General features: G+C 55.8%; 15 protein-coding genes. 12 read left to right on the top strand and 3 right to left on the bottom strand.

Going from position 1 to position 19,091, the window contains the following annotated elements; genetic code table 11:
• Nucleotides 1-321 precede the first annotated feature (321 nt).
• The gene (gene metK, locus F3I47_RS15585) at nucleotides 322-1,473 is read right to left on the bottom strand and encodes a methionine adenosyltransferase (protein ID WP_009087131.1); all 1,152 of its coding nucleotides are present in this window, start codon (nucleotides 1,471-1,473) and stop codon (nucleotides 322-324) included.
• An 843-nt stretch (nucleotides 1,474-2,316) separates the two neighbouring features.
• Here metK and speA point away from each other — a divergent pair.
• The 3 genes from speA (at nucleotide 2,317) to F3I47_RS15570 (ending at nucleotide 5,985) form a co-directional block, all read left to right on the top strand.
• Nucleotides 2,317-4,293, top strand: coding sequence for a biosynthetic arginine decarboxylase (speA, locus tag F3I47_RS15580; RefSeq protein ID WP_058958124.1), 1,977 nt, complete (start codon nucleotides 2,317-2,319; stop codon nucleotides 4,291-4,293).
• 168 nt (nucleotides 4,294-4,461) lie between these two features.
• Complete coding sequence (gene speB / locus F3I47_RS15575; RefSeq protein ID WP_009087129.1) at nucleotides 4,462-5,382, top strand: agmatinase; 921 nt, start codon at nucleotides 4,462-4,464, stop codon at nucleotides 5,380-5,382.
• A 192-nt stretch (nucleotides 5,383-5,574) separates the two neighbouring features.
• Nucleotides 5,575-5,985, top strand: a complete 411-nt coding sequence (locus F3I47_RS15570) for a YidB family protein (protein ID WP_009087128.1) — start codon at nucleotides 5,575-5,577, stop codon at nucleotides 5,983-5,985.
• 62 nt (nucleotides 5,986-6,047) lie between these two features.
• Here the strand turns inward: F3I47_RS15570 and F3I47_RS15565 are convergent, their stop codons facing one another.
• Entirely contained in the window at nucleotides 6,048-6,803 is a 756-nt protein-coding gene (locus tag F3I47_RS15565) for a M48 family metallopeptidase (protein ID WP_058958125.1), read from the bottom strand.
• A 271-nt stretch (nucleotides 6,804-7,074) separates the two neighbouring features.
• Here F3I47_RS15565 and tkt point away from each other — a divergent pair, with 271 nt between their 5' ends.
• The 7 genes from tkt (at nucleotide 7,075) to F3I47_RS15530 (ending at nucleotide 15,508) form a co-directional block, all read left to right on the top strand.
• Entirely contained in the window at nucleotides 7,075-9,069 is a 1,995-nt protein-coding gene (tkt, locus tag F3I47_RS15560; RefSeq protein ID WP_150030158.1) for a transketolase, read from the top strand.
• 316 nt (nucleotides 9,070-9,385) lie between these two features.
• Nucleotides 9,386-10,405 carry an erythrose-4-phosphate dehydrogenase gene (gene epd / locus F3I47_RS15555; RefSeq protein WP_009087123.1) on the top strand — a complete coding sequence of 340 codons (1,020 nt, stop codon included), beginning with the start codon at nucleotides 9,386-9,388 and terminating at the stop codon, nucleotides 10,403-10,405.
• Between the two features lie 51 nt (nucleotides 10,406-10,456).
• Nucleotides 10,457-11,620: a phosphoglycerate kinase gene (pgk, locus tag F3I47_RS15550; RefSeq protein ID WP_009087121.1), complete on the top strand. Its 1,164-nt coding sequence runs from the start codon at nucleotides 10,457-10,459 to the stop codon at nucleotides 11,618-11,620.
• A 105-nt stretch (nucleotides 11,621-11,725) separates the two neighbouring features.
• A complete protein-coding gene (fbaA, locus tag F3I47_RS15545; RefSeq protein ID WP_009087119.1) occupies nucleotides 11,726-12,805 on the top strand; it encodes a class II fructose-bisphosphate aldolase in 1,080 nt (359 codons plus the stop codon).
• A gap of 191 nt (nucleotides 12,806-12,996) precedes the next feature.
• Complete coding sequence (gene mscS / locus F3I47_RS15540) at nucleotides 12,997-13,893, top strand: small-conductance mechanosensitive channel MscS (RefSeq protein ID WP_046102504.1); 897 nt, start codon at nucleotides 12,997-12,999, stop codon at nucleotides 13,891-13,893.
• A 124-nt stretch (nucleotides 13,894-14,017) separates the two neighbouring features.
• Nucleotides 14,018-14,641, top strand: a complete 624-nt coding sequence (gene argO, locus F3I47_RS15535; protein ID WP_058958469.1) for an arginine exporter ArgO — start codon at nucleotides 14,018-14,020, stop codon at nucleotides 14,639-14,641.
• 144 nt (nucleotides 14,642-14,785) lie between these two features.
• Nucleotides 14,786-15,508 (top strand): oxidative stress defense protein, encoded by a 723-nt coding sequence (locus tag F3I47_RS15530; protein ID WP_009087113.1) that lies wholly within the window; start codon nucleotides 14,786-14,788, stop codon nucleotides 15,506-15,508.
• Nucleotides 15,509-15,773: 265 nt separating this feature from the next.
• On the opposite strand, the gene F3I47_RS15525 is transcribed toward F3I47_RS15530, so the two are convergent.
• Nucleotides 15,774-16,679: a LysR family transcriptional regulator ArgP gene (locus F3I47_RS15525; protein ID WP_009087111.1), complete on the bottom strand. Its 906-nt coding sequence runs from the start codon at nucleotides 16,677-16,679 to the stop codon at nucleotides 15,774-15,776.
• A 182-nt stretch (nucleotides 16,680-16,861) separates the two neighbouring features.
• Between F3I47_RS15525 and rpiA the strand changes: the two genes are divergently transcribed.
• Both rpiA and serA read left to right on the top strand, forming a co-directional pair.
• Nucleotides 16,862-17,521 (top strand): ribose-5-phosphate isomerase RpiA, encoded by a 660-nt coding sequence (gene rpiA, locus F3I47_RS15520; RefSeq protein WP_150030159.1) that lies wholly within the window; start codon nucleotides 16,862-16,864, stop codon nucleotides 17,519-17,521.
• A gap of 279 nt (nucleotides 17,522-17,800) precedes the next feature.
• The gene (serA, locus tag F3I47_RS15515) at nucleotides 17,801-19,039 is read left to right on the top strand and encodes a phosphoglycerate dehydrogenase (RefSeq protein WP_009087106.1); all 1,239 of its coding nucleotides are present in this window, start codon (nucleotides 17,801-17,803) and stop codon (nucleotides 19,037-19,039) included.
• Nucleotides 19,040-19,091 lie beyond the last annotated feature (52 nt).

Genomic DNA, 19,091 nt, shown 5'->3' with positions numbered 1-19,091 from the left:
ATCAGACGACGCTGAAAATAACGCATTTTGAACAGAATAACCACGTGCGTTAAATCTTAAATGTCAGATAAACAAAGCATTTCAATTTGTAATCGTTAACATTTTGTTGTCAGAAAAAGCGCAATGAAGTGTAGCTGAGATTAGGAAACCTGCTGAGGGGCGGCGGGAAGGTCGGGCAGAAGCGTTTTATCCGATCAGAAGGGGGCAGGCCGGGAGTGCAAAACAGAGCGCAATCTGCGCGTGCTGCACGAAGGCAAAGCCACTGAAAAGGCAATAAAAAACCCTGCCGGCGTGGCAGGGTTTCATGATCAGCCGGAAAACTTACAGGCCAGCCGCTTCACGCAGCAGGGCGGCTTTATCGGTTTTTTCCCATGGGAAATGTTCGCGACCAAAGTGACCGTAAGCGGCGGTCTCTTTATAGATAGGGTGCAGCAGATCCAGCATCTGGATCAGACCATATGGACGCAGGTCGAAGAATTCACGCACCAGCAGCGTCAGCTGCTCGGTCGCAATTTTCTCGGTGCCAAAGGTTTCCACCATGATGGAGGTCGGTTCAGCAACGCCAATCGCATAAGAGACCTGAATTTCACAACGGTCAGCCAGACCGGCTGCGACGATGTTTTTCGCCACATAACGCGCTGCATAGGCCGCAGAGCGGTCAACTTTTGACGGATCTTTACCGGAAAACGCACCGCCACCGTGACGCGCCATGCCGCCGTAGGTGTCGACGATGATTTTACGACCGGTCAGACCGCAATCGCCCATCGGGCCGCCGATCACAAAGCGGCCGGTCGGGTTGATGTGATATTTGGTTGAGGCATTCAGCCACTCGGCAGGCAGAACCGGCTTGATGATCTCTTCCATCACCGCTTCCTGCAGATCTTTCTGGCTGATGGACTCCGCGTGCTGCGTTGACAGCACGACCGCATCGATGCCGACAATTTTGCCATCGTCATACTGGAAAGTGACCTGGCTCTTGGCATCCGGACGCAGCCACGGCAGGGCGCCGTTTTTACGCACTTCTGCCTGACGCTGAACCAGACGGTGTGCATAGGTCACCGGTGCAGGCATCAGAACGTCGGTTTCGTTGGTCGCATAACCGAACATCAGGCCCTGGTCGCCCGCGCCCTGTTCCAGCGGATCGGTGCGGTCAACACCCTGATTGATATCCTGAGACTGTTTGCCAATCGCGCTCAATACGGCGCAGGAGTTGGCATCAAAGCCCATATCGGAATGAACATAGCCGATTTCGCGAACGGTGTTACGGGTGATCTCTTCGATATCGACCCAGGCGCTGGTGGTGATTTCACCACCAACCAGTACCATACCGGTTTTAACGTAGGTTTCGCAGGCCACACGCGCTTTTGGATCCTGTTCCAGGATCGCATCCAGCACGGCATCGGAAATCTGGTCGGCGATTTTATCGGGATGTCCTTCTGATACGGACTCGGACGTAAAAAGGTGTTTAGCCATTCTGTTCTTTACCTTAAATATGGTTTGAATTCGACTGCATAGCGCCAGTGAGGTTATCTGACCTGACGCCCCTTCAGGCAAAGCCGCGAGCAGTGAGGTTGTGTCAGCACAGCAGGCCAACACCGCCTGGATATTAACCTGTTTAGATGGAAAACCATCTGGACGGCTATTTTAGGGTAGAGGATAAACCAATTACCAGCCCTTTTTCTGTTTCGGCATTTTACCTGTCAGCTTTATCGGCATAATTTGCTGACACTCCACGGAATTACCCGATAATCTTTTTGCTTTTTAGCGCCGTAAACGGTATAAAACGCCGCTGCTTCGCTAGCCGCAGCAAGGATGACGCCACTTTGTGCGTCGCGCCCGTCAGACACCGCTCTGGCTTTCACCCTGGTTGTTCTCCATGTGCCCCTGGCATATGCGGAGGTGATACAAGTAATGAACCACGCTTTTTCTTCTCCCGGTTCTCTGCGCTCTGGCGCAACACTGGCGCGCTCCTGCCTCCCCTCTGTTTCTCTTTCCGGCCGACAATATCTGCGATGCGGTAATTTTACCGACACGAGCGCTGGCTAATCTTTACCTCTGTTCTCAGGGCTTTGTCTCCTCTCTGCGTCCCCGCAGTGGAACGAGACCGGTTATCTATGGTCAATAAAGATCGGGTAAATGTTCTCTGTTTAAACGGATCTGGCCAGGGTGTTTTACACTTAACTCATATGCGTGAAGCGCGCTGACGGCAACGTCAGGTGAACAGGACATGACGTTTAATGGGGTATCTGCGTTTCAGATTAGCGGCCATAAAGCCGGTTAACAGTTTCATCTTTCAACGGAAAATTGAGGTTCGCGATGTCTGACGACATGAAGAATATCAAAGGTTCGTCAGCTGGCGAACAGGGTGCACTCCGCTCCATGCAGGAGGTTGCAATGAACGATCAGGACGCGAGCAAAATGTTGCGGACGTACAACATCGCCTGGTGGGGCAACAACTATTACGACGTCAACGAACTGGGCCACATCAGTGTCTGCCCGGATCCGGATCGCCCGGATGTGCGCGTCGATTTAGCCCGGCTGGTGAAAGAGCGCGAAGCACAGGGCCAGCGTCTGCCCGCGCTGTTCTGCTTCCCGCAGATTCTGCAACATCGTCTGCGCTCTATTAACGGCGCGTTCAAACGTGCGCGTGAATCCTACGGCTATACCGGTGACTACTTCCTGGTTTACCCGATTAAAGTCAACCAGCACAAACGCGTCATTGAATCCCTGACCCAGTGCGGTGAACCGCTGGGCCTGGAGGCTGGCTCGAAAGCGGAGCTGATGGCGGTGCTGGCACATGCGGGTCAGACCCGCACGGTGATCGTCTGTAACGGCTATAAAGACCGGGAATATATTCGTCTGGCGCTGATTGGCGAGAAGATGGGCCACAAGGTCTATCTGGTGCTGGAAAAAATGACCGAAGTGCGGCTGGTGCTGGAAGAGGCGGAGCGTCTGAACGTGGTGCCGCGTCTGGGTATCCGTGCTCGCCTGGCGTCACAGGGCTCCGGCAAGTGGCAGTCGAGCGGCGGCGAAAAGTCGAAGTTTGGCCTGTCAGCGACGCAGGTGCTGAAGCTGGTTGAGATTATGCGCGAAGCGGGCCGCATCGACAGCCTGCAGCTGCTGCATTTCCATCTCGGTTCACAGATGTCCAATATCCGCGATATCGCCACCGGTGTGCGTGAGTCGGCGCGTTTCTATGTCGAACTGGCGAAGCTGGGCGTAAACATCAAATGTTTCGATGTCGGCGGCGGTCTGGGTGTCGATTATGAAGGCACGCGCTCGCAGTCTGACTGTTCGGTCAACTATGGCCTCAACGAGTACGCTAACAACGTGATCTGGGGCATCGGGGCCGCCTGTGATGAGCACGGCCTGGAGCACCCGACGGTGATCACCGAGTCCGGTCGCGCCGTGACCGCACACCATACGGTGCTGGTTTCTAACATCATCGGCGTGGAGCGCAACGAGTTCAGCGAACCTGAAACGCCGGATGCCGATGCGCCGCGCCCGATTCTCAGCATGTGGGAAACCTGGCAGGAGATGCACGAGCCGGATACCCGCCGTTCGCTGCGTGAGTGGCTGCACGACAGCCAGATGGACCTGTTCGATATCCACACTGGCTATTCCTCCGGCGCTTACGATCTTAAGCAGCGTTCATGGGCTGAGCAGCTCTATCTGAGCATCTGTCACTATATTCAGCAGCATCTCGATCCGAGCAACCGTGCGCATCGTCCGATCATCGACGAACTGCAGGAGCGAATGGCGGATAAGATCTACGTTAACTTCTCGCTGTTCCAGTCGATGCCGGATGCATGGGGTATCGATCAGCTCTTCCCGGTTCTGCCGCTGGAGGGGCTGAATAAGAAGCCGGAACGCCGCGCTGTGCTGCTCGACATCACCTGTGACTCTGACGGTACCATCGATCACTATGTGGATGGCGACGGTATCGCCACCACCATGCCGATGCCGGAATATGACCTGGATAACCCGCCGATGCTGGGCTTCTTCATGGTCGGGGCTTATCAGGAAATTCTGGGCAACATGCACAACCTGTTCGGTGACACCGAGGCGGTGGATGTCTACGCACGCGAAAATGGCGAAGTGGAAGTGCAGCTGTCGGATGAGGGTGACACCGTGGCAGACATGCTGCGCTATGTGCAGCTTGATCCTAACCAGCTGATGTCGCTGTTCCGCAATCAGGTGCAGGCGTCCGATCTCGACGAAGAGCTTCGTGCCCAGTTCCTGGAAGAGTTTGAGAGCGGCCTCTACGGATACACCTATTTAGAAGATGAGTAATCGCATCGTTCAGCCCGCAATCGTATATTGCAGTTGCCGCTGACTATGCCGATAATCTGACTCACTCAATCCCTTCCTCGTCGGGCCTAACGACGCGGAGGGGATTTTTTTCATCTATATCTTAATGGCTTGCGGGCCTGGCCCGACTTACGCATAGAGAGAGCAATTATGTATAACACGCTTGGCAATCAGTACGACAACTCCCTGGTCTCTAACGCCTTCGGCTTCATGCGCTTTCCGCTGAACTTCCAGCCTTATGACAGCGACGCAGAGTGGGTGATTACCGGTGTACCGTTTGATGCTGCCACCTCTGGTCGTCCGGGCAGCCGCCTGGGGCCGGGCGCCATCCGCCAGATCTCCACCAACCTGGCCTGGGAAGGCTGCCGCTGGCCGTGGGATTTCGATCTGCGTCAGCGTCTGAACGTTGTCGACTGCGGCGATCTGGTTTACGCCTTCGGTGACTCACAGGATCTCTCCGATAAATTACAGGCTCACGCCGAAAAACTGCTGGCCAGTGGCAAGCGCATGATGACCTTTGGCGGCGACCACTACGTGACGCTGCCGCTGCTGCGCGCGCATGCGAAACATTTCGGCAAGATGGCGCTGGTGCACTTTGATGCCCACACCGACACCTACTCCAACGGCCCGACGTTTGACCACGGCACCATGTTCTTTACCGCGCCGAAAGAGGGGCTGATCGATCCTCAGCACTCGGTGCAGATCGGTATCCGTACCGAATTTGACCGGAGCCTGGGCTTCAACGTGCTGGATGCGGCGCAGGTCAACGATCGCAGCGTTGACGATATCCTCGCTGAAGTAAAACGCACCGTCGGCGATCTGCCGGTCTATCTCACCTTCGACATCGACTGTCTGGACCCGGCTCATGCACCTGGCACCGGCACGCCGGTCATTGGCGGCCTGACCACCGATAAAGCGACCAAACTGATCCGTGGCCTGCAGGGCATGAACATCGTGGGTATGGATCTGGTGGAAGTGGCACCGGGCTATGACCATGCGGATTTAACCGCGCTGGCCGCGGCGACGCTGGCGCTGGATATGCTGCATGTTCAGGCGGCCAACAAAGGCTGATTTGCCGCACCCCTCTGACAAGTCTGCCGGGATAATCCGGCAGGCTTTGCTGCCGTCTCCCGCCATTCCCCCTCTGCGTTTTCCCCACGAATACCCTGTCTGACCGGCTGCTGGCCTCGGCCATGCGGTTCAGGCGCAACTGCACATCAGCAACTAAACTTAGTGACATCAATTTTCGACGTGGAGGCAATCATGGGCTTTCTTGATGAACTGGCGGGCTCACTGCAGGGCAGTCAGAGTGACGGGCACCTGCCCGGCCAGCTGCAGGCGGTGTGGCACTGGGTACAGGAGCAGGGCGGTATTGAAGTGCTGCTGCAAAAATTTCAGCAGGGCGGGCTGGGTGAAGTCTTTAGCTCGTGGATTGGCACCGGCAGCAATCAGCCGGTCGCGCACAGCGATATCCACTCGGCGTTTGGTCAGGCGGAACTGCAGTCACTGGCGGATAAGCTGGGAACCGACGTTAAGGGCGCAGCAGGCACGCTGGCAGTGATTCTGCCGCAGCTGATCGACAGGATGTCACCGCAGGGGCGCATGGATGAGGCGTCACTGCATGAGAATAAACTCGATTTAGGCTCAATGGTGGATCAGATATTCAAGCGCTGAATCAGCCAGAGCCGAAAGGTATCAGGCGCATCGCCCTGAAGGATGATGCGCCTGATTGTCTCTTATTTCGCGTCGGCAGCAATGCGATCGCGGATATGCTGAGCGCGCGCTTCTGAAGCCGGGTGGGAGTCAAACATTGAACTCTGACGGCCCTGTTCCAGCTTTGCCAGTTTCTCAAAGCTGGTGACCAGCCCCATCGGGTTAATGTTGCGCTTCTTCATCAGGTCATAGGAGTAGTCATCCGCCTGTGACTCCTGCGACTGGGAGAACTGCGCGTTGACCAGTTTCTCACCCAGCTCGCCCAGCTGCGACTGCGACAGCGAACCGATCACCCCGCCAACCGACGCGGCAGCCGTGCGGGCCGCAGTGGTGGCATACGCCAGCTGCATCGCTTTACGGGTGTGGCCCAGCGCAACGTGACCCATCTCATGGCCCAGTACCCCTTCGACTTCATTATCGGTCATCATATCCATCAGTCCGCTGTAGACACGGATACAGCCGTTTGCCATCGCCCAGGCGTTGACATCTTTCGTCTGGTAAACCTTGTAGTTAGCCGGGACGCCATTGATGTTGTCACCCAGCGCGGCGGCAATCTTGTTCAGACGCTGCTGATATTGGCTGTCAGCCGGCGCGATCTGATTCTCTTTGTCCATCTGCTCACAGGACTTATCGCTCAGTTGCTTAACCTGATCGTCGCTCAGCGTGTAAGCCTGATAGGCCTGAGCGCCTGACTGCATCAGCGCGTTATTGTCCAGCCCCTGACAGCCGCTCAGCAGCGTCGCCAGTCCAAGCGCTAATACCGTTTTCTGGATTTTCATGCTCTATCCCATTCATAACAAGGTAAGAAAAACAAACACCTGAAACCGTGCCAGGTGAATAAACGTTTTGGTTATAGCCTGCCAGTCTGCACTTTGCTAGCAGAGTTGGCCGGAAAAGCCATACGAAGCGGTGACATTTAGCGTTTTACAGCATGTACTTTTGCCCCGATTTTCATGTACATTGATGGGCAACTTTTTCCTTGTTTTGCCCGGTAACTCATTAATAACAATAAGTTAAGGCGCGAAGCATTAATCCGACCTGGAGTAGAAAATGCCCTCTCGTAAAGAGCTTGCCAACGCCATTCGTGCGTTAAGTATGGATGCAGTACAGAAAGCGAAATCGGGACATCCGGGTGCCCCAATGGGTATGGCGGACATCGCTGAAGTACTCTGGCGCGTTTACCTGAACCACAACCCGACCAACCCGCAGTGGGCTGACCGCGACCGTTTCGTGCTTTCCAACGGTCACGGCTCCATGCTGATCTATAGCCTGCTGCACCTCACCGGCTACGATCTGCCGATGAGCGAACTGGAAAACTTCCGCCAGCTGCACTCAAAAACTCCAGGTCACCCGGAATATGGCTACACCGCCGGCGTTGAAACCACCACCGGTCCGCTGGGGCAGGGCATCGCTAATGCGGTCGGTTTTGCTATCGCTGAGCGCACCCTGGCCGCGCAGTTCAACCGTCCGGGTCATGACATCGTAGACCACAATACCTATGTCTTCATGGGTGATGGCTGCATGATGGAAGGCATCTCGCACGAAGTCTGCTCACTGGCGGGTACGCTGAAGCTGGGCAAACTGGTGGCCTTCTATGATGACAACGGTATCTCTATCGACGGTCACATTGATGGCTGGTTCACCGATGACACCGCTAAGCGCTTTGAAGCTTACGGCTGGCACGTTGTGCGCGGCGTTGATGGTCACGATGCGGATGCGATTGCTAAAGCGATCGACGAAGCGAAAAGCGTCAGCGACAAGCCATCACTGCTGATGTGCAAAACCGTCATCGGCTTCGGTTCGCCGAACAAAGCGGGCACCCATGATTCACACGGCGCACCGCTGGGTGATGACGAAGTGGCGCTGACCCGTAAACAGCTGGGCTGGAACCACGCACCGTTCGTTATCCCGTCAGAGATCTACGCTGAGTGGGACGCGAAAGAAGCGGGTCAGGCGAAAGAGTCCGCCTGGGATGAGAAATTCGCGGCTTACGCGCAGGCTCACCCGGAACTGGCCGCTGAATTTAAGCGTCGCATCAGCAATGAGCTGCCTGCTAACTGGCAGGAAGAGTCTCAGAAATTTGTTGAGCAGCTGCAGGCGAACCCGGCGAAGATCGCCAGCCGTAAAGCCTCACAGAATGCGATTGAAGCCTTCGGTAAAATTCTGCCGGAATACCTGGGCGGTTCAGCTGACCTGGCGCCGAGCAACCTGACTGTCTGGTCGGGCTCTAAGCCAATCAATGAAGATGCGGCAGGTAACTACATCCATTACGGCGTGCGTGAATTCGGTATGACCGCTATTGCTAATGGCCTGGCGCTGCACGGCGGCTTCCTGCCTTACACGGCCACCTTCCTGATGTTCGTTGAGTATGCGCGTAACGCTGCGCGTATGGCGGCACTGATGAAGATCCGTCAGATCATGGTCTACACCCACGACTCCATCGGTCTGGGCGAAGATGGCCCGACGCACCAGCCGGTTGAACAGATGGCCAGCCTGCGCACCACGCCAAACATGAGCCTGTGGCGTCCGTGTGACCAGGTTGAATCTGCCGTGGCGTGGAAATACGCGATTGAACGTCAGGATGGCCCGACGGCACTGATCTTCTCCCGTCAGAACCTCGCGCAGCAAGCGCGTGACGCTGAGCAGCTGGCTAACGTGGCGCGCGGCGGCTATGTGCTGAAAGATTGCGACGGCACGCCTGAGCTGATCCTGATCGCCACCGGTTCAGAAGTTGAACTGGCTGTCGGTGCGTGGGACAAACTCACCAGCGAAGGTCGTAAGGTGCGTGTCGTCTCTATGCCTTCAACGGATGCCTTCGACAAGCAGAGCGATGCGTATCGCGAAGCCGTTCTGCCAAAAGCGGTCAGCGCGCGCGTGGCTATCGAAGCGGGCATCGCAGATTACTGGTTCAAATACACCGGTCTGAATGGGGCTATCGTCGGCATGACCAGCTTCGGCGAATCAGCGCCTGCGGATCAGCTGTTTGAACTGTTTGGCTTTACTGTCGACAACGTTGTGGCGAAAGCCAAAGCGCTGCTGGCGTAAAAAACCGGTCAGGCGGGCCTGAATCCGCCTGGCGCTAAACGCAGAGGGACGACTTTTTCGTCCCTCTCGCTCTTTTATTCCTGCAGTAATAACCTGTTTTCGCCTCAATTTGTGACGCAGATCTAAATATAAGCAGTCAGATTGATCACAGTCATTCCCGTTATTCCTTCCTTCTATTATTGTAGCTGAACCGTTTCAGTCGCCAGGCTTCTTGCCCTGGTTTCGGACAATGCCGGGTAAGAATCTCCTGTACAAAATGCAGTGAAACGCTCAGGCTAACGGCACGTTTTTTTCAGTCTGACGTGGCAGGAGAGAAATGACGGTACGGGTAGCAATAAATGGTTTTGGCCGGATTGGACGCAACGTTCTGCGCGCGTTATATGAAACGGGCCGGCGGGCGGAGATTACGGTGGTGGCGATCAACGAGCTGGCGGAAGCCACCGGGATGGCGCACCTGTTGAAATATGACACCAGCCATGGCCGTTTTGCTTTTGATGTGCGCCAGGAGCGCGATGTGATGTGGGTGGGGGGCGATACCCTGCGCATTCTGCACCGTGCAGAGATTGCCGATCTGCCGTGGCGTGAACTCGACGTTGATGTGGTACTGGACTGCACCGGCGTTTACGGTTCGCGCGCGGATGGCGAAGCGCATCTTCAGGCGGGTGCCAAAAAAGTGCTGTTCTCTCATCCCGGCGGAAACGATCTCGACGCGACCGTGGTGTATGGCGTTAATCAGCAGGATCTGAGCGCCAGCGACCGAATCGTCTCCAATGCCTCCTGTACCACCAACTGCATTATACCGGTGATTAAACTGCTGGATGATGCGTTTGGCATCGAATCCGGCACCGTCACCACGATTCACTCGGCGATGCACGATCAGCAGGTGATCGACGCTTATCACAGCGATCTGCGCCGCACCCGTGCAGCCAGCCAGTCGATCATTCCGGTCGACACCCGGCTGGCGGCGGGCATCACCCGCATTTTTCCGAAATTCAACGATCGCTTTGAGGCGATAGCGGTTCGCGTCCCGACGATCAACGTGACGGCTATTGATCTCAGCGTTTCTGTTCGTCAGGCAGTGAAGGCGTGCGAGGTTAACACCCTGTTGCAAAGCGCGGCAGAGGGGGCATTTCGTGGTATAGTTGACTATACGGAATTACCGTTAGTCTCAGTAGATTTTAACCATGATCCGCACAGCGCCATTGTGGACGGAACGCAAACGCGGGTCAGCGGTCAACACCTTATCAAGACCCTGGTCTGGTGTGACAACGAATGGGGCTTTGCTAACCGAATGCTCGACACGACGTTAGCCATGGCCGCAAGCGGTTTCAGGTAAGACGCGGTTTGCGTCTGGCAAAACTTATGAGAATCAACGAGAGGGTTCACCATGTCTGTAATTAAGATGACCGATCTGGATCTGGCTGGCAAACGCGTGCTGATCCGTGCCGATCTCAACGTACCGGTTAAAGAAGGTAAAGTGACGTCTGATGCACGTATCCGTGCTTCTCTGCCCACCATTGAAGCGGCGTTGAAACAGGGCGCGAAAGTAATGGTTACCTCTCACCTGGGTCGTCCGACCGAAGGTGAATACAACGAAGAGTTCTCGCTGCTGCCGGTCGTGAACTACCTGAAAGAGAAGCTGAGCGGCACCAATGTGACCCTGGCAAAAGATTACCTCGATGGCGTGGAAGTGGGCGCTGGCGAACTGGTGGTGCTGGAAAACGTTCGCTTTAACAAAGGCGAGAAGAAAGACGACGAAGCGCTGTCTAAAAAATATGCTGCCCTGTGCGACGTCTTCGTGATGGATGCATTTGGTACTGCACACCGCGCGCAGGCCTCTACTCACGGCGTCGGCAAATTTGCGCCTGTTGCCTGTGCCGGTCCGCTGCTCTCCGCTGAACTGGAAGCGCTGGGCAAGGTGATGACCAACCCTGAGCGTCCGCTGGTCGCTGTCGTAGGCGGTTCTAAAGTTTCAACCAAATTTGATGTGCTGCAGTCGCTGGTCAAAATCGCGGACACCGTGATTGTCGGCGGCGGCATCGCCAACACCTTCGTGGCTATCGACAATAAAGTCGGTAAATCCCTGTATGAGCCAGACTTCGTTGAAGCAGCGAAAGGCCTGCGCGATCAGCACGGTATTCCGGTTCCGACTGACTCACGTGTCGGCACGGAATTCTCCGAAACTGCACCAGCGACCGTGAAAAAGGTTTCGGAAGTGGCGGATAACGAAGAGATTATGGACTTCGGTGACGAAACCGCACAGGCGATGGCTGCCATCCTGAAGGATGCGAAAACCATCCTATGGAATGGCCCGGTGGGCGTATTCGAGTTCCCTAACTTCCGTAAAGGCACCGAAATCGTGGCGAACGCTATTGCAGACAGTGAGGCGTTCTCTGTGGCTGGCGGCGGCGACACCTTAGCGGCGATCGACCTGTTCGGTATCGAAGACAAAATTTCCTACATCTCTACCGGTGGCGGCGCGTTCCTTGAGTTCGTGGAAGGCAAGAAACTGCCTGCCGTCGCCATGCTGGAAGAGCGTGCGAAGCAGTAAACCTTTGGGGGTGATGCCCTGCGGCATCGCCTGAAGTCTTGCCCGTCTGGGCGTTTAAATCGACGTTCCTTAAGGGGAACAACGGTCACGAAACAGGACACAATCATGTCTAAAATTTTTGATTTCGTAAAACCCGGCGTTGTCACTGGTGATGACGTACAGAAGATCTTCAAAGTCGCGAAAGAGAACAAATTCGCACTGCCAGCCGTAAACTGCGTCGGCACCGACTCTATCAATGCCGCACTGGAAGCAGCTGCGAAAGTTAAAGCACCAATCATCATTCAGTTCTCCAACGGTGGTGCGGCTTTCATCGCGGGTAAAGGTTTCAAGACTGATAAACCACAGGGCGCCGCTATTTTCGGTGCAATCTCGGGTGCACACCATGTTCACCTGATGGCTGAGCAGTATGGCGTGCCGGTAATTCTGCACACTGACCATTGTGCCAAGAAACTGCTGCCGTGGATCGACGGTCTGCTGGACGCGGGTGAAGAGTACTACCAGAAAAACGGTAAACCGCTGTTCTCTTCTCACATGATCGACCTGTCAGAAGAGTCTCTGGAAGAGAACATCGAAATCAGCAGCAAATACCTGGCGCGCATGGCGAAACTCGACATGACCCTGGAGATTGAACTGGGCTGCACCGGCGGTGAAGAAGATGGCGTTGATAACAGCCACATGGACGCATCTGCACTCTACACCCAGCCAGAAGATGTGAATTACGCGTACGAAAAACTGCATGCGATCAGCCCGCGCTTCACCATTGCGGCGTCATTCGGTAACGTCCACGGCGTGTACAAGCCAGGCAACGTGAAACTGACCCCGACCATTCTGCGTGATTCGCAGAAGTTTGTGTGTGAAAAACATGGCCTGCCGCACAACGCGCTGGACTTCGTTTTCCACGGCGGTTCAGGTTCTTCAGCAGCAGAGATCGAAGAGTCTATCAGCTACGGCGTGATCAAGATGAACATCGATACCGATACCCAGTGGGCAACCTGGGACGGCATTCTGCAGTACTACAAAAAGAACGAAGGCTATCTGCAGTCGCAACTGGGTAACCCGGAAGGCGACGACAAGCCAAACAAAAAATACTACGACCCACGCGTCTGGCTGCGTTCTGCCCAGGCGTCTATGGTGGTCCGTCTGGAGCAGGCTTTCAAAGAGCTTAACGCTGTCGACGTACTGTAACACCCTGGTGGTTACCGTATAAAAAAGGCCCGAAAGGGCCTTTTTTTTGCCTTTTTTTCAGCAGATTTATGTCAGAGGTCATGCAGGTTTGGCACACCGGCATTTATTGTTTACCCTTTTGTCAGGGATTGTCAGAGCGGTTCTGACAATGTGGTCTCATTCCCTTTGGGATTTAATTACAGGATGGTTACATGCAGGATACGGGCATGATCGATGAAATCAACAACGCGGGAAACTGGATTATACGAAATCAGGAACTCCTGATTAGCTATGCGGTAAACATCGTCGCCGCGATTGCGATTATCGTGGTAGGGCTGATGATTGCGCGCATCATCGCCAATGCGGTCAATCGTCTGCTGCGCGCGCGTCACATTGATACCACGGTCGCTGACTTCCTGTCTGCGCTGGTACGCTATGGCATTATCGCGTTCACGCTTATCGCCGCACTGGGGCGTATCGGCGTCCAGACCACCTCGGTCATCGCTATTCTGGGTGCAGCCGGTCTGGCTGTAGGCCTGGCATTAAAAGATTCCCTGTCAAACCTCGCGGCGGGTGTGCTGCTGGTGATTTTCCGCCACTTCCGGGCCGGTGAGTTTGTCGATCTGGGCGGCATCATGGGTACGGTCATGAACGTACAGATCTTCTCCACGACCCTCAAATCGGCTGACGGCAAGCTGGTGGTGGTGCCTAACGGTAAAATCATCACCGGTAATATCGTTAACTTCTCGCGCGAGCCGATACGCCGCAATGAATTTATCATTGGTGTCTCTTACGATGCGGATGTTGATCAGGTGCTGACGCTGCTGCGCGAAGTGGTTGATGCTGATAGCCGTGTTCTGCAGGAGAAAGGCGTGCAGGTGGGTCTGAATGAGCTGGCGGCCTCCTCAATGAACTTTGTGGTGCGCTGCTGGAGCAACAGCGGAGACCTGCAGGATGTTTACTGGGATCTGCTGAAGAACTTTAAGCGTGCGCTGGATGGAAAAGGGATTGGCATTCCTTATCCACAGATGGATGTGCATCTGCACCGTGTTAAAAAGCCGGAGACCGCCGCGCCAGAGACAATCGCGCCACAGGCCCAGCCGGAGTAATCGTTTTATGGGCGACACCGGTCGCCCATTCATTTTGCTAATCGCAGATTAATTCTTTCAATTTCCGCTAATCATCGCCCCCTCTTATACTGCTTCACATCTGACGATGTGAGGACATAATTCTGTGATATCTCTCTACTTTCAGGGGCTTGCCCTGGGTGCCGCACTGATTCTGCCGCTGGGTCCGCAGAACGCCTTTGTCATGAATCAGGGGGTAAAGCGGCAGTACCACCTCATGACAGCGGCGCTCTGCTCGCTGAGCGATATTCTGCTGATTTGCGGCGGTATTTTCGGCGGAAGTGCACTCCTCAGTCACTCTCCGCTGCTGCTGGGGGCAATCACCTGGGCGGGCGTGGCCTTTCTGCTTTGGTACGGCTGGGGCGCGCTGCGTCACGCCTTTCGCGGCGATGTCGATCTGGCAGAGGGGACGTCGCGCAGGCAGAGCAGGGGACGGATCGTGGCGACGCTGCTGGCGGTGACCTGGCTCAACCCGCACGTCTATCTTGATACCTTTGTGGTGCTGGGCAGCCTTGGCGGTCAGTTGCCGACCACCGCGGCGCGTCAGTGGTTCGCGCTGGGAACCATCAGCGCCTCTGTCCTGTGGTTTTTTGGCCTGGCCCTGCTGGCCGCGTGGCTCTCACCGCGTCTGCGCACCGCGACGGCACAGCGCATCATTAACCTGCTGGTCGGTGCAGTGATGTGGTTCATTGCCCTGCAACTGGCGCGCCAGGGTATCGCCGCTTTCTGAACAGAACGCGAACAGCCTGCGGTTATTGCCGCACCGCTGGCGAACTTTTGCCATAATGACCACTCAAAGCATGGTGCATCCCGATGCGCTGCTGGGCTTCGCCGGTTAGAAGCCGTCATAGTGACCTTTTCAAGGAGGACTTTCATGAAACTGAAAGCATTGGCTCTGGCCGCAATCATGAGCGCCGGAGCACTGCCTGGCGTACACGCTGATGAGTTACCAAATGGGCCGCACGTGGTGACCTCAGGCAAGGCAACAGTCGATGCCCGTCCCGATATCGCCACGCTCTCTATCGTGGTGAATGTCTCATCCAAAGATGCCGCCGATGCGAAAAAGCAGGCGGACAGCCGGGTTGCACAATATTTCGACTTTCTGCAGAAAAACGGCATTGAGAAGAAAGATATCGATGCGGCTAACCTGAGTACCCAGCCAGAGTACGATTACACCAAAGAGGGCAAATCTGTCCTGAAAGGCTATCGTGCGGTGCGTCAGGTTCAGGTCACTCTGCGTCAGCTGGACAAGCTGAACGATCTGCTGGATGGGGCACTGAAATCGGGTCTGAACGAGGTGCGCAGCGTCGAGTTAGGCGTGGCAAACCCGGAGAGCTACAAAGAGCAGGCACGTAAAGCGGCGATTAAAAATGCGACTCAGCAGGCCTCACAGCTGGCTGAAGGCTTTAACGCGAAGCTGGGCCCAATCTACAGCATCCGCTATCAGGTCGCTAACTATCAGCCGATGCCGATGAACCGCATGTATAAAGCGGCGGCAGCAGCCGATACCTCAGCCCAGGAAACCTACGATCAGCAGAGCATTAACTTTGACGATCAGGTCGATGTGGTGTTTGAACTCAAGCCTAACGCGCCATAATGCAAAACGGGGCTGATGTCCCGTTTGAAATTGTTGACAAAACCTGGCCCGGTTCGCTGTGAGACGGTGCCTGCACAGGAAACAGGGTCAGATCGGAAAGTCGCTAAGGCCAATCCCTGGCCGCTCGGCCCGCACCATCCCTGGCGCGGGACGCTTTCCTCTTCTGACCCTGCTCCCTGCGCGTTTAACTTTTCTGTTGTTGTAAGGGTCTTCTTTATCCCGATTTGTCAGCAACAAAAACGGGGCTTTCGCCCCGTTTTTGTTTTCAGGCTGCCACGTCATCCTGACGCAGCACCCGATGTCCATGCGCTATCAGCGCATCGGTGACCCGACGCATCAGACGGCTCTCCGGCGCAAAACGATGCCAGTAGAGCATCCGGCGCTGATACAGGCCAGGCGTCAAATCGATTAGCTCCCCGCTTGCCAGCTCGCGCTCAATCTGCAGATGCGGAATCATACAGCAGGTCGACCCCTGTCGCGCCATCTGCACAAAGGCTTCCGATGAGTTGACGATGTGGCAGGGCACGCTCCCGGGTGAGAGGTCGAAATTCTGCTGCAGAAAGGCCTGATGCATATCATCAAGGTGGTCGAACGCGACCGCAGGCGCCTTCAGCAGGGCAGAGCGGGTCACCCCGTTGGGGAAGAAGCGATCGGCAAAGTCGCGCGACGCCACAAACAGATAGTCGAGCGCGCCGAGCTGGTCCACCAGGCAGCTGGGCAGCGGCTGCGGCTGAATACTGACCGCGCCCACCACCTCACCGCGGCGCAGACGCTCCTGGGTGCGGGTTTCATCTTCCACCTGCAGATTCAGGCGCACGGGCGAGTCGGCCAGCACATCTTTCAGGGCGGGCAGCAGCCAGGTCGCCAGACTGTCGGCGTTGACCGCCAGCGACAGCAGCAGCGGCGTGGTTCCACTGTTCTCATCACCCAGCCACTCCTCTTCCAGCAGCTCGACCTGATGCAGTAATGCGAGCAGTTTCTGGCCCTGTTCGGTCGGACGCGGCGGCACGGTGCGCACCAGCAGCGGCTGACCAAACAGGTTCTCCAGCTGCTTGATACGCTGAGACACCGCCGACTGGGTGATGCAGAGTTTCTGTGCGGCTCGCTCAAATCCGCGTTCGCGGATCACTGAATCCAGCGCCTGAAGCGTTCGATAATCCGGGCGTTTCATTATTCTTCTCTCTCCTTCAGGGTGGACGTCACTATGCCACAAAAGTGCCGCCTGTGATGGCTCACCTGTTTTTTGTGGGCTGGCTTCCAAAGCGTTAAATCCGCGTCGGTCAGCCGAGCATTTTCAGCCAGCCTTGTTTTATACTACGCGCACTTCGTTGTCGCACAGGTTTTAAACATACCATGACCCAGGATGAACTGAAAAAAGCCGTTGGCTGGGCTGCACTTGAGTACGTGCAGCCGGGTACGGTTGTTGGCGTAGGCACCGGATCCACCGCTGCCCACTTTATCGATGCGCTTGCCACAGTCACGCATCAGATCGAAGGTGCCGTTTCCAGCTCGGATGCCTCGACCCTGAAACTGAAAAGCCTGGGCATTCCGGTGTTTGACCTGAACGAGATCGATCTGCTGTCGGTTTACGTCGATGGTGCGGATGAGATCAACCCGCAGATGCAGATGATCAAAGGCGGTGGCGCGGCGCTGACCCGTGAAAAGATCGTGGCCGCGGTGGCGCAGACCTTTATCTGTATCGCCGACGCCTCTAAAGAGGTCGATGTGCTGGGCCGCTTCCCGCTGCCGATCGAGGTGATCCCGATGGCGCGCAGTTACGTTGCGCGTGAGCTGGTTAAAATGGGCGGCCTGCCGGAGTATCGCCAGAATGTCATCACCGATAACGGCAACATCATTCTCGACGTGCATAATCTGACTATTCTCGATCCGATTGCGCTGGAAAAGAGCATCAACGCTTTGCCTGGCGTGGTCACCGTGGGCCTGTTTGCCGCACGCGGCGCCGATATTGCGCTGATTGGCGGTCCGGATGGCGTGAAAACCATCAAAAAATGATCTGTCCGGCGTCGATACGGCGCCGCTTATTTCTGCCTGCAAATCATCTTTTCTCGCCCGGGTGAAATTTGGTGACTTATGTCACATAACCGTTATCCGCAACGGTTTCATTCTCTCTTCAACCCTGACCCCGTGATTTTGTCTGGCATTGTGGTGCTGCCAGCCGTTGCCGTGCTGGCTCCCGGGCAATCGTTTGTATTGCCCGACGCGATTTTTTTGATATTTTGACAGAAGGCTGGCTTATGGTACTCCTCATTGAATGCTGAATAGGATCGGGAAATGGCAAAGGTATCACTGGATAAAGATAAGATTAAGTTCCTGCTGGTGGAGGGTGTGCATCAGAGCGCGCTGGACAACCTGCGGGCTGCAGGCTACACCAACATCGAATTTCACAAGGGCGCGCTGGACGCTGACGCATTAAAAGCCTCCATCCGTGATGCGCACTTCATTGGTATCCGTTCCCGCTCCCAGCTCACTGAAGAGATTTTTGCGGCAGCTGAAAAGCTGGTCGCTGTCGGCTGTTTCTGTATCGGAACCAACCAGGTTGACCTGCAGGCCGCCGCCAGCCGCGGGATTCCGGTCTTCAATGCGCCGTTCTCCAATACCCGCTCGGTCGCTGAACTGGTGATTGGTGAGATGCTGCTGATGCTGCGTGGTATCCCGGAAGCGAACGCCAAAGCGCACCGTGGTATCTGGAACAAGAATGCCAAAGGCTCATTCGAAGCGCGTGGGAAAAAACTCGGCATCATCGGTTACGGCCATATCGGGATGCAGCTGGGCGTGCTGGCAGAGAGCCTGGGCATGCACGTTTTCTTCTACGACATTGAAAACAAGCTGCCGCTGGGTAACGCCACTCAGGTTCGCCATCTGGCGGAACTGCTCAACATGAGCGACGTTGTGAGCCTGCACGTACCGGAAACCGTGTCGACACAGGATATGATCGGGGCGGAGCAGCTGGCGCAGATGAAGCCTGGCGCGCTGCTGATTAACGCCTCTCGCGGCACGGTTGTGGATATCCCGGCGCTGTGCGAGGCACTGGCCAGCAAGCATGTGGGAGGCGCGGCCATCGACGTCTTCCCGGTCGAGCCAGCCACCAACAGCGATCCCTTTATCTCTCCGCTGAGTGAGTTCGACAACGTGATCCTGACGCCGCACATTGGCGGTTCGACAGAAGAAGCGCAGGAGAACATCGGTATTGAAGTTGCGGGCAAGCTGGCGAAATACTCCGACAACGGTTCCACCCTGTCGGCGGTCAACTTCCCGGAAGTTTCACTGCCGATCCACGGCATCAGCGCCAGCCGTCTGCTGCACATCCACGAGAACCGTCCGGGCGTGCTGACGGCGATCAACCAGATTTTCGCCGAGCAGGGCATTAACATCGCCGCTCAGTATCTGCAGACGTCGCCATTTATGGGCTATGTGGTCATCGATATCGATGCTGAGCCGGAAGTGGCTGAGAAAGCTCTGCAGCTGATGAAGGCTATTCCGGGGACTATCCGCGCGCGTTTACTTTACTAAGCGCTACCCGTCTGGAGAGGCGCTTAATCGCGTCTCTTCAGGTTTCATTGCA

Source organism: Pantoea sp. M_10 (assembly GCF_008631515.1).
GTDB lineage: Bacteria > Pseudomonadota > Gammaproteobacteria > Enterobacterales > Enterobacteriaceae > Pantoea > Pantoea anthophila.
Note: the sequence above shows the minus strand (reverse complement) of the source record. Positions and strands in the feature narration are given on the sequence as shown.